This is a genomic window from Streptosporangium sp. NPDC051022 (genome assembly GCF_040683035.1).
Lineage (GTDB): Bacteria > Actinomycetota > Actinomycetes > Streptosporangiales > Streptosporangiaceae > Streptosporangium.
The window spans coordinates 539,616-555,272 of sequence record NZ_JBFBCF010000002.1 but is presented as its reverse complement, the minus strand read 5'-3'; the positions used below and the strand labels follow the sequence as shown (position 1 = coordinate 555,272).

The window sequence follows — 15,657 nt, the reverse complement described above, 5'->3', positions numbered from 1 at the left end:
CGTGCGAGGGTGCATGGCTGTAGTCAACTTCCGATCACGTACGAGTGGCGGGGCTGCCACGACAGCCAGACGGCCTCGCCGCGCTCGGCCGTGCTCGTACTGTCTAGCGCGTTCTGCTGGAAGACGGTGATCTCGGCGCCGTCGGCGAGGCGCACCGCGTAGCTGTTGTAGAGACCGAGGTAGACGACCTCGGAGACGGTGCCGCGCACGGCGCTGACGTCGCCCGCCGGCTCCTCGGCGGAAATCGTGATCTTCTCCGGGCGCACGGTGACCGCGATGGCGTCCCCGGGCCGGTGGGAGTCCGCGGCCACCAGGATCCGGCCCTCCTGCCCGCCCTGTCCCGTCTGCCCCGCCCGCAGTACGGCACAGCCCGACTCGACCCGGTCGACGGTGCCGTTGAACAGGTTGGAGGTGCCGATGAACCCGGCCACGAAGGCGGTCGCCGGACGCTCGTAGATCTCGCGGGGGGAGGCGAGCTGCTCGACCAGGCCGTCGTTCATGACGGCGATGCGGTCGCTCATGGTGAGCGCCTCGCTCTGGTCGTGCGTGACGTAGACGAAGGTGATGCCCACCTCGCGCTGGATGCGCTTCAGCTCGATCTGCATGGCCTGGCGGAGCTTGAGGTCCAGGGCACCGAGCGGCTCGTCCAGCAGGAGCGCCCTGGGCTTGTTGACCAGGGCGCGGGCCAGGGCCACCCGCTGCTGCTGGCCGCCGGACATCTCCTTGGGGCGGCGCTTCTCCCGCCCGGTGAGGTCCACGATCTCCAGCATCTCGCCGACGCGCCGCTTGATCTCGGCGGCCCCCACCTTCTTGCGCCTGAGACCGAAGGCGACGTTCTCCCAGACGTTCATGTGCGGGAACAGCGCGTAGGACTGGAAGACCATGTTCACATCGCGCTTGTTGGGGGGGACGTCGGTGACGTCCTGGCCGTGCAGCCGTACGGTGCCGCGCGACGGGTCCTCGAACCCGGCGATCATGCGCATGGTGGTCGTCTTGCCACAGCCGGAGGGGCCGAGGAGCGAGAAGAACTCGCCCTCGGCGATGGTCAGCGTGACCCCTTTGACCGCCTGGACGACCTCCCCGTGGGAAAGGTACTCCTTGACGACTCCGGCGAGTTCGATGGCGGGCACCGGGGAGCCGGCGGCGATGACGGCGACGGCCGCCTCCGACTCCCCCTCTGCACCCGCCTGGATTTCGGTCATACCAGGCGTGTCCCTCTTGTTAGCGGCTATTCGCCGATGTAGTGCATGACGTGCTTGACGCGAAGGTAGTCATGAAGTCCGAAAACCGACAAATCCTTGCCGTAACCGGAGTGCTTGAAGCCTCCGTGTGGCATTTCTGAGACAAACGGGATGTGAGTGTTGACCCACACGACCCCGAAGTCAAGACGCTTCGACACCCGCATGGCCCGGCCGTGGTCGGAGGTCCAGACCGAGCTCGACAGGCCGTACCGGACGCCGTTGGCCTTGGCCACCGCGTCCGCCTCGTCGGAGAAGGTCTGGACGGTGATGACCGGGCCGAAGACCTCGTTCTGCACCATCTCGTCGTCCTGCAGCAGGCCGTCCACGACGGTGGGGGCGAAGAAGTAGCCCTTCTCCCCGACCTGCTGACCACCGGTCAGCACCTTGGCGTGGCCGGGGACCCGCTCCAGGAAGCCCGCGACCCTGGACAGCTGGGCGGCGTTGTTGAGCGGGCCGTACAGGGCGTCCTCGGTGGACAGGTCGCCGGTCACGGTGGCGGCCGCCGCCTCGGCGAGCGCGGCGACGAACGTGTCGTGGACGTCCTCGTGGACCAGCACGCGGCAGGCCGCGGTGCAGTCCTGGCCCGCGTTGTACAGCCCGGCCGTGGCGATGGCCTCGGCGGCGCCCTTGAGGTCCTTGACGTCGTCGAAGACGATGACCGGGGCCTTGCCGCCCAGCTCCAGGTGGACCCGCTTGAGGTCGTCGGCCGCAGACCTGGCCACGGCCATTCCCGCGCCGACCGAACCGGTGATCGCGACCATCTGGGCGGTCGGGTGCCCCACGACCAGCGCGCCGGTCTCGCGGTCCCCGACGACGACGTTGAAGACGCCCTTCGGCAGGATCTCGCCGATGATCTCGGCCAGCTTCACCGTGGAGACCGGGGTGGTGTCCGAGGGCTTGAGCACGACGGTGTTGCCCGCGGCGAGCGCGGGGGCGATCTTCCAGACCGCCATCATCATCGGGTAGTTCCAGGGCGTGACCTGGCCGACGACGCCGATCGGCTCGTGGCGGATGACGGAGGTGTGGTCGGCGAGGAACTCACCCGACGTCGGCCCCTCCAGCGTGCGCGCGGCGCCCGCGAAGAACCGGAAGTGGTCGGCGGCCACCGGGGTCTCGTCCTCGGCCATGCGGGCGCGCGGCTTGCCGGTGTTGAGGCACTCGGCCTCGTTCAGCTCGTCGGCCCTGGCGTCGATGGCGTCGGCGACCTTGAGCAACAGGTTGGCGCGCTCTCCCGGGGTGAGCTGGCTCCAGGACTCGAAGGCGGCGGCAGCGGCGGCGTAGGCGGCGTCGACGTCCTCCGGGCCGGAGATGGGCGCCTGAAGATAGGCTGCCCCGGTGCAGGGATCGATGACGTCGGAGAAACTGCCGCTTCTGGCGTCCACGAGCTCACCGTTGACATAGTTGCGCAGACGGGTGAGTTCAGGGTTCTCAACCGGGGTGGTCACCGTCGACCTCCTAGTGCTCTTGGGCTGAGTTGTCGCGACTCTTACAGAAGAAAGGCCTCGCGACAAGGGATTTCGTTGTTAAGATACCAAATTGCTACGAAATCGCTTGACAGAGGCCTGATAACTGACAGCATGTCGCACCGGAGCCGCAACATGACGGCAGCAGCCACGCAACATGACGCCAGGGAGCGCGGATGACGACGCCGCCCAAGGTACGCCGCGAAACCGACGCCAAGTCCGGTCCGGTCGTCCTCGACGAGATCTCCAAGAAGATCATCGAGCAGTTGCAATCGGACGGGCGCAAGCCGTACGCCGCCATCGGGAAGGCCGTCGGCCTGTCCGAGGCGGCCGTGCGCCAGCGGGTCCAGCGTCTGATCGACGGCGGGGTGATGCAGATCGTCGCGGTCACCGACCCGCTGACCCTGGGCTTCCCCCGGCAGGCCATGATCGGCATCAAGTGCGAGGGCAATCTGGAGGCGGTGGCCGACGAACTGTCGGCCATTCCGGAGATCAGCTACGTCGTGCTGACCGCCGGGTCGCTGGACATCATGGTCGAGACGGTCTGCGAGAGCGACCAGCACCTGCTGGAGATCCTGGGCAAGATCCGCGCCATCCCCGCGGTCCGCGCCACCGAGACGTTCGTCTACCTGAAGCTCCACAAACAGACCTACTCCTGGGGCACCCGCTGACCCCTCCCGGAGGAGGCGCCCGCACGGCCCACCGGCCTCGCGGGCGCCCCCGGGAGTCGTGTCCCCCGGGTCAGGAGGACGGCGGGGCGAAGGCGACGAAGACCTTCCTCGCGGGCTCCAGCGTCTCCCAGACGCCGCGGAACCCGCGGGGGACGAAGAAGGCGTCACCCGCGCGGAACTCCCGGCGTCCCCCGTGGACGTCGACCAGCGCGACCGCGCCCTCGATCATCACGCAGACCTCGTCGTAGGGGTAGGGATCCAGGCGGAGAGTGCCGGGCTCGCCCTCCCAGCCACCGCCGAAGAAGGCCCCGCTGTCGTCGGAGAAACTGCGCCACTCGGTCTCGCGCCAGGTCTCGGAGGCCTCCCCCGGGGGCCAGACGGGCACGACGGGCGTGCCCAGGCCGACGGCGATGTCCCTGAGGTCGTCCACGGTCCGCTCGATCATCCTTCTCCTCCGGTGTTCCCGGTCTCCGCGGTGGTTCCGGCTCGTTCGGCGCTTCCGGTCTCCTGAGCCGCTCCGGTCTCCCCGGCGGTCGCGGTGAAGCGGTCGAGCACGTTGCGGGTGATCCGCTCGGTGAACGGGTCGCGGTGGATCAGGCCGTTGCCCCACTCGCAGCTCCCGGCGTTGAAGACCTCCCCCGCGCCCCGGGCGAAGGAGGCGATCATGCCCGCGCCGTACTCCTTGTCCAGGTGCTCGGGCACGTCGCCGTCGTACATCGCGCGGAGGAGGTCGGCCACCTCCGCCGCCGGGGCGCCGAACGGCACCTGCCCCCTCCAGCGGTCCTCCGCGCCGGTGACCGCGGGCGCCATGGCGAGGATCTCCAGGCCGTCCGGCGCGCCGTCCTCCCCCGTGGCGTACGGCAGGCCGCGCCGGAAGGTGTACTCGACACCGTCGACCTCGAAGGCCGCGACGCAGATCGGGGCGCCGCCGAAGACGTCGCCGTAGTAGAGGTCGGTGCCCTCGAAGGCCCAGTGGTGCGGGCGGTAGACCGTGAACCCGCCGGAGGCGCGGGGCACGCAGTTCCCGTAGCGGATGTAGACGCCGCCGAGGCCGGTCAGCCCCATCGTCTCCGCGGCGGGCCTGCCGATGGGCGGCCAGTCCCAGGCGGTCGTCACCCGGGCCGGGTCGCTGTCCAGCAGCGGATCGAGCTGCGGCATCTTGTGGCAGGTCTGCGTGCCGCCGTCGGCGCTGAGCCGTACCTGCCAGACGAAGTTGCCCGCGAAGCGCGCCAGTTTCCCGCCCCGGTCGACGAAGCGGTCGACGGCGTCGCGCATCTCCCAGGTCCAGTACTCGTCGTGGCCGACGAACAGCGCGCAGGAGTAGCCGTCCAAGATCTCGGGCTCGAAGTGCAGGTCGTGCTGGGTGAGGACGTCGATCTCGTAGCCCTGCTCCTGTGCCCAGACCATGAAGGGCCGCTCGTAGGTGGCCCAGAAGGCGTCGGCGTGGTGCCGGGAGTAGCCGTTGTGGAGCGCCCACTCGTACGGCGGGTGCCGGGGGATCCAGCCCGGCTCGGGGGTGTCGGTGTGGATGTTGCGGGGCGCCCCGACGGGTTTACGGCACAACCCCCTGGCCAGCGGCCGCCGGGCCGAGGAGAGCGGGGTGGGGATGTCGTTGCCCGCGCCGTCGGGCAGCCCCCGGTAGTGGTTGGCCCCGCCCCAGTCGTTGTAGGCCAGCATGGTGCTGGTGGTCAGCACCATGGCGATGGGGGCCTTCGGCCGGTCTCCGGGGCGGACCACGAAGAAGCCCTCGCGTTCGTGGACCCGGTCCCCGTCCATGATCCGGACGATGACGAGGTAGAAGCCGGACGGCCAGTCCTCCTCGACCGGCACGGTCAGCGCGACCGGCCAGCCGCAGCCGGTGGCGTAGGAGTCCTCGGGGGTCTCGCAGGCCACCCCGGGCAGCCCCTCCCTGCGGAAGACCGTACGGGGGCGGGCCCCGTCGGCGATCACCTCGACGTCGTAGGTCTCGGCGGTGGTGTGCACGTGCAGCGCCACCACATCCCCCGGGTCGTAGGAGAAACGGTCGGCGTAACACCAGATCTCCGGCCCCTCGCCCGGCTTCTCGGGCATCCAGGTCGTGGGAACGGACCACGCGTACGTCATGCTCTCTCCTCTGCGGTCTCCGCGGTCTCCGCGGTCAGGATCTTCACGGCGAGCGCGTCGTAGGCCTCCGGCCTCATACCGCGCAGCCACAGGGCACGGGCACAGCCGACGAGCAGCCCGGCGATGAGGGGGGAGACGATGACGAGCATGTTCTGCGCCGGGCTCATCCCGGTCAGGACGTCCAGCCGGCTGATGACCAGCACCAGCGCGGAGACCAGCAGCACCGCCGCCAGGACCGGGGCGACCAGCCGCCGCCACACGCTCTCCCGCCTGCCGTGCCTGGCCAGGAAGCGCACCACCGCGACGGAGGTGAGCACCTGCAGGAACAGCACGCCGATGACGGTCGGGGTGTTCGTCCAGATGACGACCTGGGTGTAGGGGTCGGCCTGGGCGAGCGCGAAGGCCACGAGCGCCACGCAGACCACGAGGGTCTGCACGAGTCCCGCGAACGCGGGGGTCCGGGTGCGGGCGCCGACCCGGCCGAACGCCGCCGGGACCAGCCGCTCGCGGCCCAGGGCGAACAGGTAGCGGGTGCAGGCGTTGTGCAGGGCGAGGACCCCCGCGATGAAGCTCGTGATGACGAGCAGTTGCATGATCACGGTCATCGTCTCACCGGCGAACTCGCTGTTCAGCACCGGGACGAACGTCGAGGGGTCGCCTTCGAGCAGCTTGGCGAGCCTGGTCGGGCCCGCGGCCATCAGGATGGTCCACGCGATGAACGTGTAGAAGATCGCGAGGAAGCCGACCGCGACGTAGGTCGCCCTCGGCACGGTGCGCGCGGGGTCGCGGGCCTCCTCACTGTAGATCGCGGTCTGCTCGAAGCCGATGTAGACCAGCAGGGTCAGCACGAGCACCGTCGCCATCGCGGGGGTCGCCACCGTCGACGGGGTGAAACTCTCCAGCGAGAGTCCCTCGTGACCGCCCTTCAGCAGCACCGCGGCCGCGAAGACCAGCAGCACGCCGATCTCCCCCACGAGGAGCAGGGCGAGCACCTTGGCCCCCAGGTCGACCTGACGGTAGCCCAGCCAGCCGATCGCCAGCGTGATGACGACCGCCGAGACGGCCCAGTGCGGCGTGAACCCGGTGGCCTGCCCGATCTGGAGGGAGGCGAACAGTCCCGCCGAGGCCACGAAGCCGATCTGCCCGCCCAGGTAGGCGAGGTAGGCGACGACCGCGGAACCCGCGCCGAGCACCCGTCCCAGCCCCGCCGAGATGTAGGCGTAGAAGGCCCCGCTGTTGCTGACGTAGCGGCTCATCGCGGTGAACCCGACGCTGAACAGCAGGTAGACCAGGCCCGCCACGAGGTATCCGGCGGGGGTGGCCTGCCCGCCGTACAGGAAGGCGATGCCGCCGAAGCCCGCCATGACCGTCAGCGGGGCCGCTGCGGCGACCACGAAGAACACCAGGTGGGGGGTGGAGATCGCGCCGCGTTTGAGCGCCGGTCCCCGGTCCGCGCCTTCTTCGGGGGGTGTCGTCACGGTTTCCTCACGGGGGGTCGTCACGGAGTCTCCTCCAGAGCCGGGCCGGTGCCGTGAGCCCCTCGCAGGGCCAGCAGGCTGACCAGGTCGTAGGCGACGTGGGAGGCGGCGACCGAGGTGATCTCGGCGTGGTCGTACGCGGGGGCGACCTCGACCACGTCCGCGCCGACCAGGCCGGTCCCGGCCAGGCCGCGCATGATCTCCAGCAGCTCGCGGCTGGTCAGCCCGCCCGCCTCGGGGGTGCCGGTGCCGGGGGCGTGCGCGGGGTCGAGCACGTCGATGTCGACCGAGACGTACAGCGGGCGGTCGCCGATCCGCTGCCTGAGCGCGGCCACGATCTCGTCCACGCCCCGGCGCATCACGTCCGCCGAGGTCACGACGCCGAAGCCCATGCGCCGGTCGTCCTGGAGGTCACGCCGGCCGTACAGCGGCCCGCGCGTGCCGACGTGGCTGAGCGCCTCGGTGTCGAGGAGCCCCTCCTCGACGGCCCGGCGGAACGGGGTGCCGTGGGTGTAGGCGGCGCCGAAGTAGGTGTCCCAGGTGTCCAGGTGGGCGTCGAAGTGGAGCAGCGCGACCGGGCCGTGCCGCCGGGCCACCGCCCGCAGCAGCGGCAGCGCGATCGTGTGATCGCCGCCGATCGTGAGCAGCCTGGCCCCGGTGTCCATCAGCTCCCCCGCCGCGTGCTCGACGGTCTCGACCGCCTGCCCGATGTCGAACGGGTTGCAGGCGACGTCCCCGGCGTCGGCGACCTGGGCCAGTTCGAACGGCGAGACGTCCAGCGCCGGATGGTACGGCCGCAGCAACCGGCTGGCCTCGCGCACCGCCGAGGGGCCGAACCGGGCGCCGGGCCGGTAGGAGACCCCGCTGTCGAAGGGCACCCCGAGCACCGCCACGTCGGCCCGCCCGACCTGGTCCAGCCGGGGCAGCCGCGCGAAGGTGGCCGGTCCCGCGAAGCGCGGGACGAGTGAGGAGTCAACGGGCCCTCGGGGCCTTCGAGGCTCGGTCATGCGGCTGGTCCCTCCGGAAATCTCCAGGTCAAAGTGAGGTTCAGGACAGTTTGCGAGCTTTCGACCACTCTAGGCAATTGTGTGAGCCATGAAGCAGTACGGTGGTCTTTGTGGCCAACCACAAGCTCACCGTCGAGGACCTGATCCGCTTCCCCGCCCTCCAGTTGCGCCTGCTGGCGGGTGAGAGCGGGCTCGGCCGGTCGGTCTCCTGGGCGCATGTCAGCGAACTGGACGACCCGACCCCCTGGCTGCTCGGCGCCGAGGTCATCATGACGACCGGCATCGCGATCCCCCGCTCCGCCGCGCGGCAACGCGCCTACCTGGAGCGGCTCGACGACGCCGGGGTCTCCGCGCTCGCGCTGTCGGCCCAGCTCCACGTGCCGCCGCTGCACGAGTCGTTCCTCGCCGCCGCGGAGGAGCGCGGCATGCCCGTGCTCGAGGTGCCGCTGGCGGTGCCGTTCATCGCGATCGCCCAGGAGGTCGCGGCGGCCGTGCAGGAGGACGCCCGCCAGCGGCTCGGCGCGCAGCTGCAGGTCTTCGGCGCGCTGCGCTGGCTGGCCTCGGAGGACCTGGACACCCCCACGCTGTTCCACCGGCTTGAGCGGTTGTCCGGCTACCAGGTGTACCTGTGCACACCGCAGGGGCGCCCGCTGCTGCCGGGGGTGCCGGTGCCCGATCCCGGGACGCTGCCCACCTCGGTGGACGCGCCCCCCACGATCCCCGGCGGTTTCGTGCTGCCGGTGCCCGCCCCGGGCGGGCCCGCGGGATTCCTGGTCGCCCTCGAACGGGAGGGCGCCCGCCCCGCCGGTCTCGCCGTCGCCCAGCACATCGCCACCGTGGCCGCGTTCCAGGTCGCGATGGTCCGCCACGAGCGCGAGACGCTCCGCCGTGAGGGCGCCGAGATCCTGGCCGAACTGCTGCAGGACGTGCTGGACCCGGCGACGGCCCGGCGACGGCTGGTCCGGCTCGGGCTGCCCACGGAGGGTCTCGTGCTGCTGACGGTACGGCGGGTCCCGGACGAGGCGCTGCTCCGCGCCCTCGACGACCACCCCTGCCTCGTACTGCGCCGCGGCGAGGACCGCTACGTGCTCGGCCCCCCGGAACTCGGCACGGTGATCGCCGGAACGGCGGAGACCGAAGCGGAGGGCGGCGGGTCGGCGGAGCCCGGTCTCCCCGGGGTCGCGGCCGGAATGAGCAGGCCGTTCTCCGCGGGATCCTCGCTGCGGGTGGCCCAGCGGGAGGCGGTCTGGGCCGCCACCCGGGCCGCGGAGTCCGGCCGGCCGCTGGTCCGCTACGGCGAGGACGCCACGGGAAGGTGGCTGCCCGAGGATCCGTCGGTGCTGTCCGCCCTGGTGGAGCACGTACTCGGGGAGGTGATCCGCTACGACGCCGAGCACGACTCCCGGTTGCTGGCCTCCGTCCGCACCTGGATGGAACGCGACCGGCGCACCGAGGAGGCCGCCGCCGCGCTGCACGTCCACCCCAACACGCTGGCCTACCGGATCCGCAGGTTCTCCGCCCTCACCGGCCGGGACCTGGCCTCCACCGGGGCGTTCACCGAGGTCTGGCTGGCCGTCCGGGCCGCTGGACGACTCGGTCTCACCGAATGAGCGCGACCACCCGCCCGAGACCGTCCCGGCCCGCGTGAGCCGTCCGGCTCCGTGTCCGGCGGCCACGGGAACGCCCGGCGCCGGAGGGGAGAACGTCCGCCGCAACTTCTGTTAACTTTATTTCCTAATCGCTACCGTTTCCACTGGCGACAATGGGATGGAAACGGGTGATCACGATAGTGTTACCAGCCATGCGGCTCTCCAAAGTGTCCTTCCGATACTCCCGCCGCGGTCCCTGGGTCCTGCGGGACATCGAGTTGGCGCTTCAGCCCGGTTCCGTCATCGAGGTCACCGGCCGCAACGGCGCGGGCAAGTCCACGCTGCTGCGCCTGCTGGCGGGAATCGTCCCGCCCTCCCAGGGGTCGATCTCCGAGCGCCCCCGCGTCGTCGGTTACGCCCCCGACGTGTTCCCCGTCGACCAGGCGTTCACCGTCACCGCGTACCTGACCCACATGACAAGGATCCGGGGCGTCTCCCCCGCGGCCATAGGGCGGCTGGCCGAGCGGCTGAACGCGACGCACCTGCTGGAGCAGCCCCTCGGCGACCTGTCCAAGGGCAGCGCCCAGAAGGTCGGGCTGATCCAGTCGCTGCTGGCCCCGCCGGACCTGCTGATCCTGGACGAGCCCTTCGCCGGGCTGGACGCGCACACCCGCGCCGAACTGCCCGTCATCATCGGCGAGATCGCCGCGAACGGCGGGACGATCGTGGTGAGCGACCACCAGAACCAGCTGGAGAACTTCCCCGGAGCCGACCACTGGCTGGTCGCCGACGGCGCCGTCACCGTCAAAACCGGGGAGCGCCCCCAGCAGGTGGTCATCGAGGTGGTCGTCGACGCCGGACAGGCCGACGAGGTCGAGCAGAAACTCCGCGCGGACGGCCACACGACCCGGCGACTTCCGTGATCGCGGCCCACCCGCCGCCCCACGTCCCCCAACCGGACGACCGGCAGCCGGAAGCCCCATGGCCGGGGAAGACAGGGCCGAAAAGCCCCATGACGAACCAGACGTCCACCACCGGGAGAGGCGAATGATCCCCCTCGTCCGCTTCAAGCTGGCCGCCTACGCGCGATCGCACCGCCTGTTCCAGCCGGTGATCGGGCTGTTCGCGATGATGATCATCTTCTACTCGTCACGGGTCCCGGTGGGCAGTGAGCTGTCCTCGTACGGCGACTCGGCCGGGCTGCTCATCCTCGTCTTCGCCTGGGGCGCCCGGGGACTTCTCGACACCGAGCCCCCGACGCAGCGGCTGATCTCGATGACGGCGGCGGGCCGCCCCGGCCGGGAGGTCGGAGCCGGGCTGCTCGCCGCGCTCATCGTCAACCTCGGCATGGCGGCGTTCGCGGTCGCGCTTCCCCTGCTCTACGGGTTCAGCGCCCTGCCCACCGCCGGGGACCTGTTCCGCGGCATCGGGCTGCACCTGCTCGGCCTGTGCGTCGGAACCGCGCTGGGCGCGCTGACCAGCAGGCCGATCCTGCCCTCTCCCACCACCTCGCTGGTGGCCCTGGTCGGCGGCTACACGGCCATGCTGCTGATCAGCCTCACCCCGGTGAGCGCCTTCACGGTACCGATCATGCCGTGGATGCGGGCGGCCAACACGGGGAGAGTCGACCAGGCCCTGCCCGGGATCGCCGCGGCGACGCTCCTGTGGACCGCCGCCGGCATCATCGCCTACCTACGCCTGCGCCGCACCCGCCCCTGAGGCTCCGAGGTCCCCCAGGAGTCCCCGAGGTGGCACCCCGGTGACCCAAGCCCCCAAAGCCCCGGCGCTCGGTCTCGAACCGTCTCCGCCGACGTCCGGCCGGAGTCCGTTCCGACGGCCACGGCCGACTGGACCGGCGAACGTCCGGATGCCGGAGCCGTGGCTGACAGGGGCAGCCCCATGGGAACGGCGGTCTGTTCGGAGCCGTGATCGGCAGGATGGGAGAACACCGGGAATCGGTGCTTCCCCGATTCCTTGAAGATCTTGTTGTCCGCGAGCGGTGTGCCCAAAGATGGCTCCGTATCGGGTCAGGGGAACCCGTCTCGGGTCAAGGAAGATCCGTGCCGGGTCGAAGGAGAGGGGCATCATGGCGATCACGGTGACGAACGACGGTTACCGGCTGTGGTACGAGGCCATCGGTGAGGGCCCGGCCGTCGTGTTTCCGTCGCGGATGCGCAACGAGCACTCCACGCTCGGGGCCGCGCTGGCGGCGAGCGGCCACCGGGTGGTCCGCTACAAGCCCCGGCAGGTCGTCGGCCAGATGGAGGCCGAGGACGAGGCGGGCGGCCCGTGGGAGGCGACGAGCTGGACCCGCTTCCCCACGGAAGTCGAGATCGCCGACCTGCACACCGTGGCGGACGCGGCGGGCGTGGGCGACTTCGTGCTGGCCGGGTATTCGGGCATGGCCGCCCTGGCGAGCTTCCTGGTGGTCGCCACCGACCGGGCCGCGGGCCTCATGATCGGCGGCTTTCCCCTGTTGACGGGTAACGACTACTGGCTCGGCTGTGTCGAAGGTGCCCGCACGGCCTTCCTGCAGGCGGGGTTACCGGACAAGGCCGACGAACTCCACATGAGCATCCTGCTGTACCGGGAGTGGGCCACTCGTGACGACGCCCCGGCCCTGGCGGCCCTGAAGGGCCCGAAGATCGTGTGGTACGGCACCCTGGACGGTGAACCGGAATGCCGGATGTACAACTACGTCGGGGGAAGCGCCATCGCCAGCCGCGTCAGCCGCCACACCGGGGCTTTGCGTCAGCTCGGATTCGAGGTGATCGAGTTCGCGGGCCTGGATCACATCGCCGGCCTGGCCGACGGGGACGTGATCGCCCCCAGGCTTGCCGCCGCCCTGGCCGGGGCGGGCTGGTAGGCACCCGACCGCCTCGAAGCGGGGCGGCCCGCACCACCGCCCCAAGCCCCCGCGCGGTCGGGGCGGCGACGGTGTGTCCCGGAGGCCGGGTTACTCGGCGGCGGCGAGCTGGCCGCAGGCGCCGTCGATCTCGCGGCCCCGGGTGTCGCGGACGGTCACCGGGACGCCGTGGAACTCCAGGCGGCGGACGAAGGCCCGCTCGTCCTCGGGGCGCGAGGCGGTCCACTTGGAGCCCGGAGTGGGGTTGAGGGGGATCAGGTTGACGTGCACGAGCTTGTTCCTGATGAGCTTGCCGAGCAGGTCGGCCCGCCACTCCTGGTCGTTGATGTCCTTGATCAGGGCGTACTCGATGGAGACGCGCCGCTTGGTCTTGGCCGCGTAGCGCCAGGCCGCGTCGAGGACCTCGGCGACCTTCCAGCGGGTGTTGATCGGCACCAGGGTGTCGCGGAGCTCGTCGTCGGGCGCGTGCAGGGACAGCGCCAGCGTGACCGGCAGGCCCTCGTCGGCGAGCTTGCCGATCGCCGGGACCAGGCCGACGGTGGAGACCGTGACGCCCCGGGCGGAGATGCCCAGGCCGTGGGGGGCGGGTTCGACCAACCGGCGCACGGCTCCGACCACGGCCCTGTAATTGGCCAGCGGCTCGCCCATCCCCATGAAGACGACGTTGCTGACCCGCCCGGGACCGCCGGGGACCTGGTTCTCTGCCAGGGCCCGTGCCCCGGCGACGACCTGCTCGACGATCTCCGCGGTGGTCATGTTGCGGGTCAGGCCCGCCTGACCGGTGGCGCAGAACGGGCAGTTCATGCCACAGCCCGCCTGGGAGGACACGCACATGGTCGTCCGGTCGGAGTAGCGCATCAGGACGGACTCGACCAGCGCGCCGTCGAACAGCCGCCACAGGGTCTTGCGGGTGGTGCCCGCGTCGGTCGTCAGCTCACGCACCGAGGTCAGCAGCCTGGGGAACAGCGCGGTGGCGAACTTCTCCCTGGCGGCGGCCGGCAGGTCCGTCATCAGCGCGGGGTCGCCGTTGAGCTTCTCGAAGTAGTGGCGGGAGAGCTGGTCGGCGCGGAACGGCTTCTCGCCCAGCTCGGCGACCGCGGCCCGGCGTTCCGCCATGGTCAGGTCGGCCAGGTGGCGCGCGGGTTTCGCCCGGCGGGGCGCCACGAAGGTGAGCTGGCCGGGGGCGGGGGTTCCGGCCGGGCTGGCAGTCGACACGTCCAAAGCCTTCTCTCGACGGTTACGCGAATACTCGAAGCGGTGCTCGCCCTTTGATCTAGAGTCCGGAGGTATGGCGACAATCCGCTCCACGGGCGAGCGGGGAGACGGCGTCGAGGTCGTGTTCACCGACGCCAATCCCTACGGAAGCCGCACCTTGGTGGTCGAACGCGACGAGACCTCCTCGGTAGCTTACCTGTGCGGGCCTCAGGGCACGGTGCACGGAGCGGTATGGCTGGCCAACCATCGTCCCGCTCCGGAGACGGTCGACCCGGCCGGCCTCGACCCGGAACTGCCTCCGGTGGCCGCCAGGGCCAACACCCGGCACCCCGACGGCAGGCCGCCGCTGGGCGAGCTGCGCTCGCTGTGGTTCGAGGAGGGCGACGGCGTCGCCCTGTACGAGAACGACGAGCTGCTCGCGGTCATTCCTGGCTGGGCCGACATGAGCCGGGGCATGCCGGGCTACTCCCGTGACGCGATGGGCGAGTCCCCGTTCGCCTGGTCCCTGGAGGAGGCCCTGGAGGGCCTGGCTCCCCGGCTGGCCAAGGCCCGCGCCTACTGGGACTGGCGCGGCGGCGACGGGTCCTGGGCGACGTTCCAGCAGTTCGTGATGGGCCATCTGGACCGGACGGTCGGGACGGCGGGCAGGTTCTGGGACGCGGGCGGCGAGCGGCTGCCCGCGGTCGGCGTCACCGAACGGCCGCCCGAGCGGGACCGGGAGTACACGATCCTGTCCACGGTGGGCATGAGCTGCCAGCCGATGCCCACCGTGGAGCAGTACATCGAACGCCCCGAGGCCTGCGCCCGGGTGGAGCTCGCCGTCGCCACCCCGGGCGACGCGCGCGACGCCGCCCGGCTCTTCCTCTGGCTCGGCCAGTACCCCTGGCACTCGGTCACCTGGCTGGGCCACGGGCACACCGCGAAGTGGTACCACCGGCCCGACACCTTCCCGCTCGGCTCCGCCTACAACGGCGTCATCATGCTGGCCGGGCTGCCCGGCCTGCCCGACCTGTCGGGCTTCGTCTTCGGCGGCGAGGCCGTGCAGTGGCTGTGGCTGGTCCCGATCACCGCGGAGGAGCTGGACCTGGTCGTGGAGGCGGGCTACCGCGCGCTGCTGCCACGCCTCTCCGCGGCCAGGCTCACCGGAACGGGGTGACACACCGCCGGTCCCTGCCGTCGCTCACACCAGCAGGGTGAGCAGCGCCCAGACCGGGATCAACGCGGCGACGAGGGAGTCGAGACGGTCCATCAGACCGCCGTGACCGGGCAGCACACTACCCAGGTCCTTGACGCCGAGATCCCGCTTGATCACCGACTCGACAAGGTCTCCCAGCGTGGCGAAGACCACCGCGACCGCGCCGATCAGCACGCCCTTCCAGACGTCGCTCTCCAGCAGCCACGCGACCAGCCAGCCGCCCACGGCCATGCACGCCAGCGCGGAGCCGGCGAAGCCCTCCCAGGTCTTCTTGGGGCTGATCAGCGGCGACATCTTGTGTTTGCCGAAGGAGATGCCCGCGAAGTAACCGCCGATGTCGCTGGCGGCCGTGGTGGCGATGAAGACGACCACCCGGTCCGCCCCATGGTGGGGATCGGCGAGCAGGAGCGCCACGAATCCGGCGAGCAGCGAGGGATAGACGGTGACCAGGACGGTCGCGGAGACGTCGCGGACGTAGCCCTCGGTTCCCTGGAACATCCGCCAGACCATCAGCACGAGCACGGTCATCGCGAAGATGCCGACCAGCCAGGCGGGCCCGTTCTCCCTGCCCCAGTAGGCACCGCAGATCATGGCGGCCATCCCGACCAGGACGGGGATCACCGGGACGTTGATGTCCCTGGCCGCGAACGACTTGACGAGTTCCGTCACGCCGATGCCCACCGCCGCGATCACCACGGCCAGGAAGAGCCACTCGACGAAATAGAGGGAGGCGATGATGACCGCTCCCAGACCGACGCCCACCGCGATCGCGACGGGAAGGTTCCGGCCTGTACGGCTACCGCCCGCCGCAGATTCCAAGGGGTCCCAC

General features: G+C 70.8%; 14 protein-coding genes. 6 read left to right on the top strand and 8 right to left on the bottom strand.

Features of this window, described 5'->3' with window-relative positions:
* Positions 1-23: 23 nt before the first annotated feature.
* Complete coding sequence (locus tag AB0N02_RS06505; protein WP_363943340.1) at positions 24-1,202, bottom strand: ABC transporter ATP-binding protein; 1,179 nt, start codon at positions 1,200-1,202, stop codon at positions 24-26.
* A gap of 26 nt (positions 1,203-1,228) precedes the next feature.
* Entirely contained in the window at positions 1,229-2,686 is a 1,458-nt protein-coding gene (locus AB0N02_RS06500; protein WP_363943339.1) for a gamma-aminobutyraldehyde dehydrogenase, read from the bottom strand.
* A gap of 194 nt (positions 2,687-2,880) precedes the next feature.
* Between AB0N02_RS06500 and AB0N02_RS06495 the strand changes: the two genes are divergently transcribed.
* A complete protein-coding gene (locus AB0N02_RS06495) occupies positions 2,881-3,375 on the top strand; it encodes an Lrp/AsnC family transcriptional regulator (protein ID WP_363943338.1) in 495 nt (164 codons plus the stop codon).
* 70 nt (positions 3,376-3,445) lie between these two features.
* On the opposite strand, the gene AB0N02_RS06490 is transcribed toward AB0N02_RS06495, so the two are convergent.
* Genes AB0N02_RS06490 through speB form a run of 4 tightly spaced genes read right to left on the bottom strand, consistent with a single transcriptional unit; the run spans position 3,446 to position 7,963 of the window.
* On the bottom strand, positions 3,446-3,820 hold the full coding sequence (locus AB0N02_RS06490; RefSeq protein ID WP_363943337.1) for a cupin domain-containing protein: 375 nt from the start codon (positions 3,818-3,820) through the stop codon (positions 3,446-3,448).
* Complete coding sequence (locus tag AB0N02_RS06485; protein WP_363943336.1) at positions 3,817-5,478, bottom strand: N,N-dimethylformamidase beta subunit family domain-containing protein; 1,662 nt, start codon at positions 5,476-5,478, stop codon at positions 3,817-3,819. Before AB0N02_RS06485 ends, AB0N02_RS06490 begins: the two co-directional genes overlap by 4 nt.
* The gene (locus AB0N02_RS06480; RefSeq protein ID WP_363943335.1) at positions 5,475-6,980 is read right to left on the bottom strand and encodes an APC family permease; all 1,506 of its coding nucleotides are present in this window, start codon (positions 6,978-6,980) and stop codon (positions 5,475-5,477) included. Before AB0N02_RS06480 ends, AB0N02_RS06485 begins: the two co-directional genes overlap by 4 nt.
* Positions 6,977-7,963: an agmatinase gene (gene speB, locus AB0N02_RS06475; protein WP_363943334.1), complete on the bottom strand. Its 987-nt coding sequence runs from the start codon at positions 7,961-7,963 to the stop codon at positions 6,977-6,979. Before speB ends, AB0N02_RS06480 begins: the two co-directional genes overlap by 4 nt.
* 110 nt (positions 7,964-8,073) lie before the next feature.
* On the opposite strand from speB, the gene AB0N02_RS06470 reads away from it, so the two are divergent.
* From AB0N02_RS06470 to AB0N02_RS06455, 4 genes are all read left to right on the top strand, one after another.
* The gene (locus AB0N02_RS06470) at positions 8,074-9,573 is read left to right on the top strand and encodes a PucR family transcriptional regulator (protein ID WP_363943333.1); all 1,500 of its coding nucleotides are present in this window, start codon (positions 8,074-8,076) and stop codon (positions 9,571-9,573) included.
* A 191-nt stretch (positions 9,574-9,764) separates the two neighbouring features.
* Positions 9,765-10,475: an ABC transporter ATP-binding protein gene (locus AB0N02_RS06465; RefSeq protein WP_363943332.1), complete on the top strand. Its 711-nt coding sequence runs from the start codon at positions 9,765-9,767 to the stop codon at positions 10,473-10,475.
* A gap of 124 nt (positions 10,476-10,599) precedes the next feature.
* Complete coding sequence (locus tag AB0N02_RS06460) at positions 10,600-11,271, top strand: hypothetical protein (protein ID WP_363943330.1); 672 nt, start codon at positions 10,600-10,602, stop codon at positions 11,269-11,271.
* A gap of 367 nt (positions 11,272-11,638) precedes the next feature.
* On the top strand, positions 11,639-12,418 hold the full coding sequence (locus AB0N02_RS06455; RefSeq protein WP_363943328.1) for a hypothetical protein: 780 nt from the start codon (positions 11,639-11,641) through the stop codon (positions 12,416-12,418).
* A gap of 90 nt (positions 12,419-12,508) precedes the next feature.
* Here AB0N02_RS06455 and rlmN read toward each other — a convergent pair whose 3' ends face one another.
* Positions 12,509-13,633 (bottom strand): 23S rRNA (adenine(2503)-C(2))-methyltransferase RlmN, encoded by a 1,125-nt coding sequence (gene rlmN, locus AB0N02_RS06450; protein ID WP_363943327.1) that lies wholly within the window; start codon positions 13,631-13,633, stop codon positions 12,509-12,511.
* A gap of 73 nt (positions 13,634-13,706) precedes the next feature.
* On the opposite strand from rlmN, the gene AB0N02_RS06445 reads away from it, so the two are divergent.
* Positions 13,707-14,789: a suppressor of fused domain protein gene (locus tag AB0N02_RS06445; RefSeq protein WP_363943325.1), complete on the top strand. Its 1,083-nt coding sequence runs from the start codon at positions 13,707-13,709 to the stop codon at positions 14,787-14,789.
* Positions 14,790-14,813: 24 nt separating this feature from the next.
* On the opposite strand, the gene AB0N02_RS06440 is transcribed toward AB0N02_RS06445, so the two are convergent.
* Positions 14,814-15,647: a phosphatidate cytidylyltransferase gene (locus AB0N02_RS06440; RefSeq protein ID WP_363943323.1), complete on the bottom strand. Its 834-nt coding sequence runs from the start codon at positions 15,645-15,647 to the stop codon at positions 14,814-14,816.
* Positions 15,648-15,657 lie beyond the last annotated feature (10 nt).

Bases quoted from the DNA above. Each gene is read 5' to 3' on its own strand.
- AB0N02_RS06505 (WP_363943340.1), bottom strand. From the start codon at position 1,202: ATGACCGAAATCCAGGCGGGTGCAGAGGGGGAGTCGGAGGCGGCCGTC.
- AB0N02_RS06495 (WP_363943338.1), top strand. From the start codon at position 2,881: ATGACGACGCCGCCCAAGGTACGCCGCGAAACCGACGCCAAGTCCGGT.
- AB0N02_RS06490 (WP_363943337.1), bottom strand. From the start codon at position 3,820: ATGATCGAGCGGACCGTGGACGACCTCAGGGACATCGCCGTCGGCCTG.
- AB0N02_RS06485 (WP_363943336.1), bottom strand. From the start codon at position 5,478: ATGACGTACGCGTGGTCCGTTCCCACGACCTGGATGCCCGAGAAGCCG.
- speB (WP_363943334.1), bottom strand. From the start codon at position 7,963: ATGACCGAGCCTCGAAGGCCCCGAGGGCCCGTTGACTCCTCACTCGTC.
- AB0N02_RS06465 (WP_363943332.1), top strand. From the start codon at position 9,765: ATGCGGCTCTCCAAAGTGTCCTTCCGATACTCCCGCCGCGGTCCCTGG.
- AB0N02_RS06460 (WP_363943330.1), top strand. From the start codon at position 10,600: ATGATCCCCCTCGTCCGCTTCAAGCTGGCCGCCTACGCGCGATCGCAC.
- AB0N02_RS06455 (WP_363943328.1), top strand. From the start codon at position 11,639: ATGGCGATCACGGTGACGAACGACGGTTACCGGCTGTGGTACGAGGCC.
- AB0N02_RS06445 (WP_363943325.1), top strand. From the start codon at position 13,707: ATGGCGACAATCCGCTCCACGGGCGAGCGGGGAGACGGCGTCGAGGTC.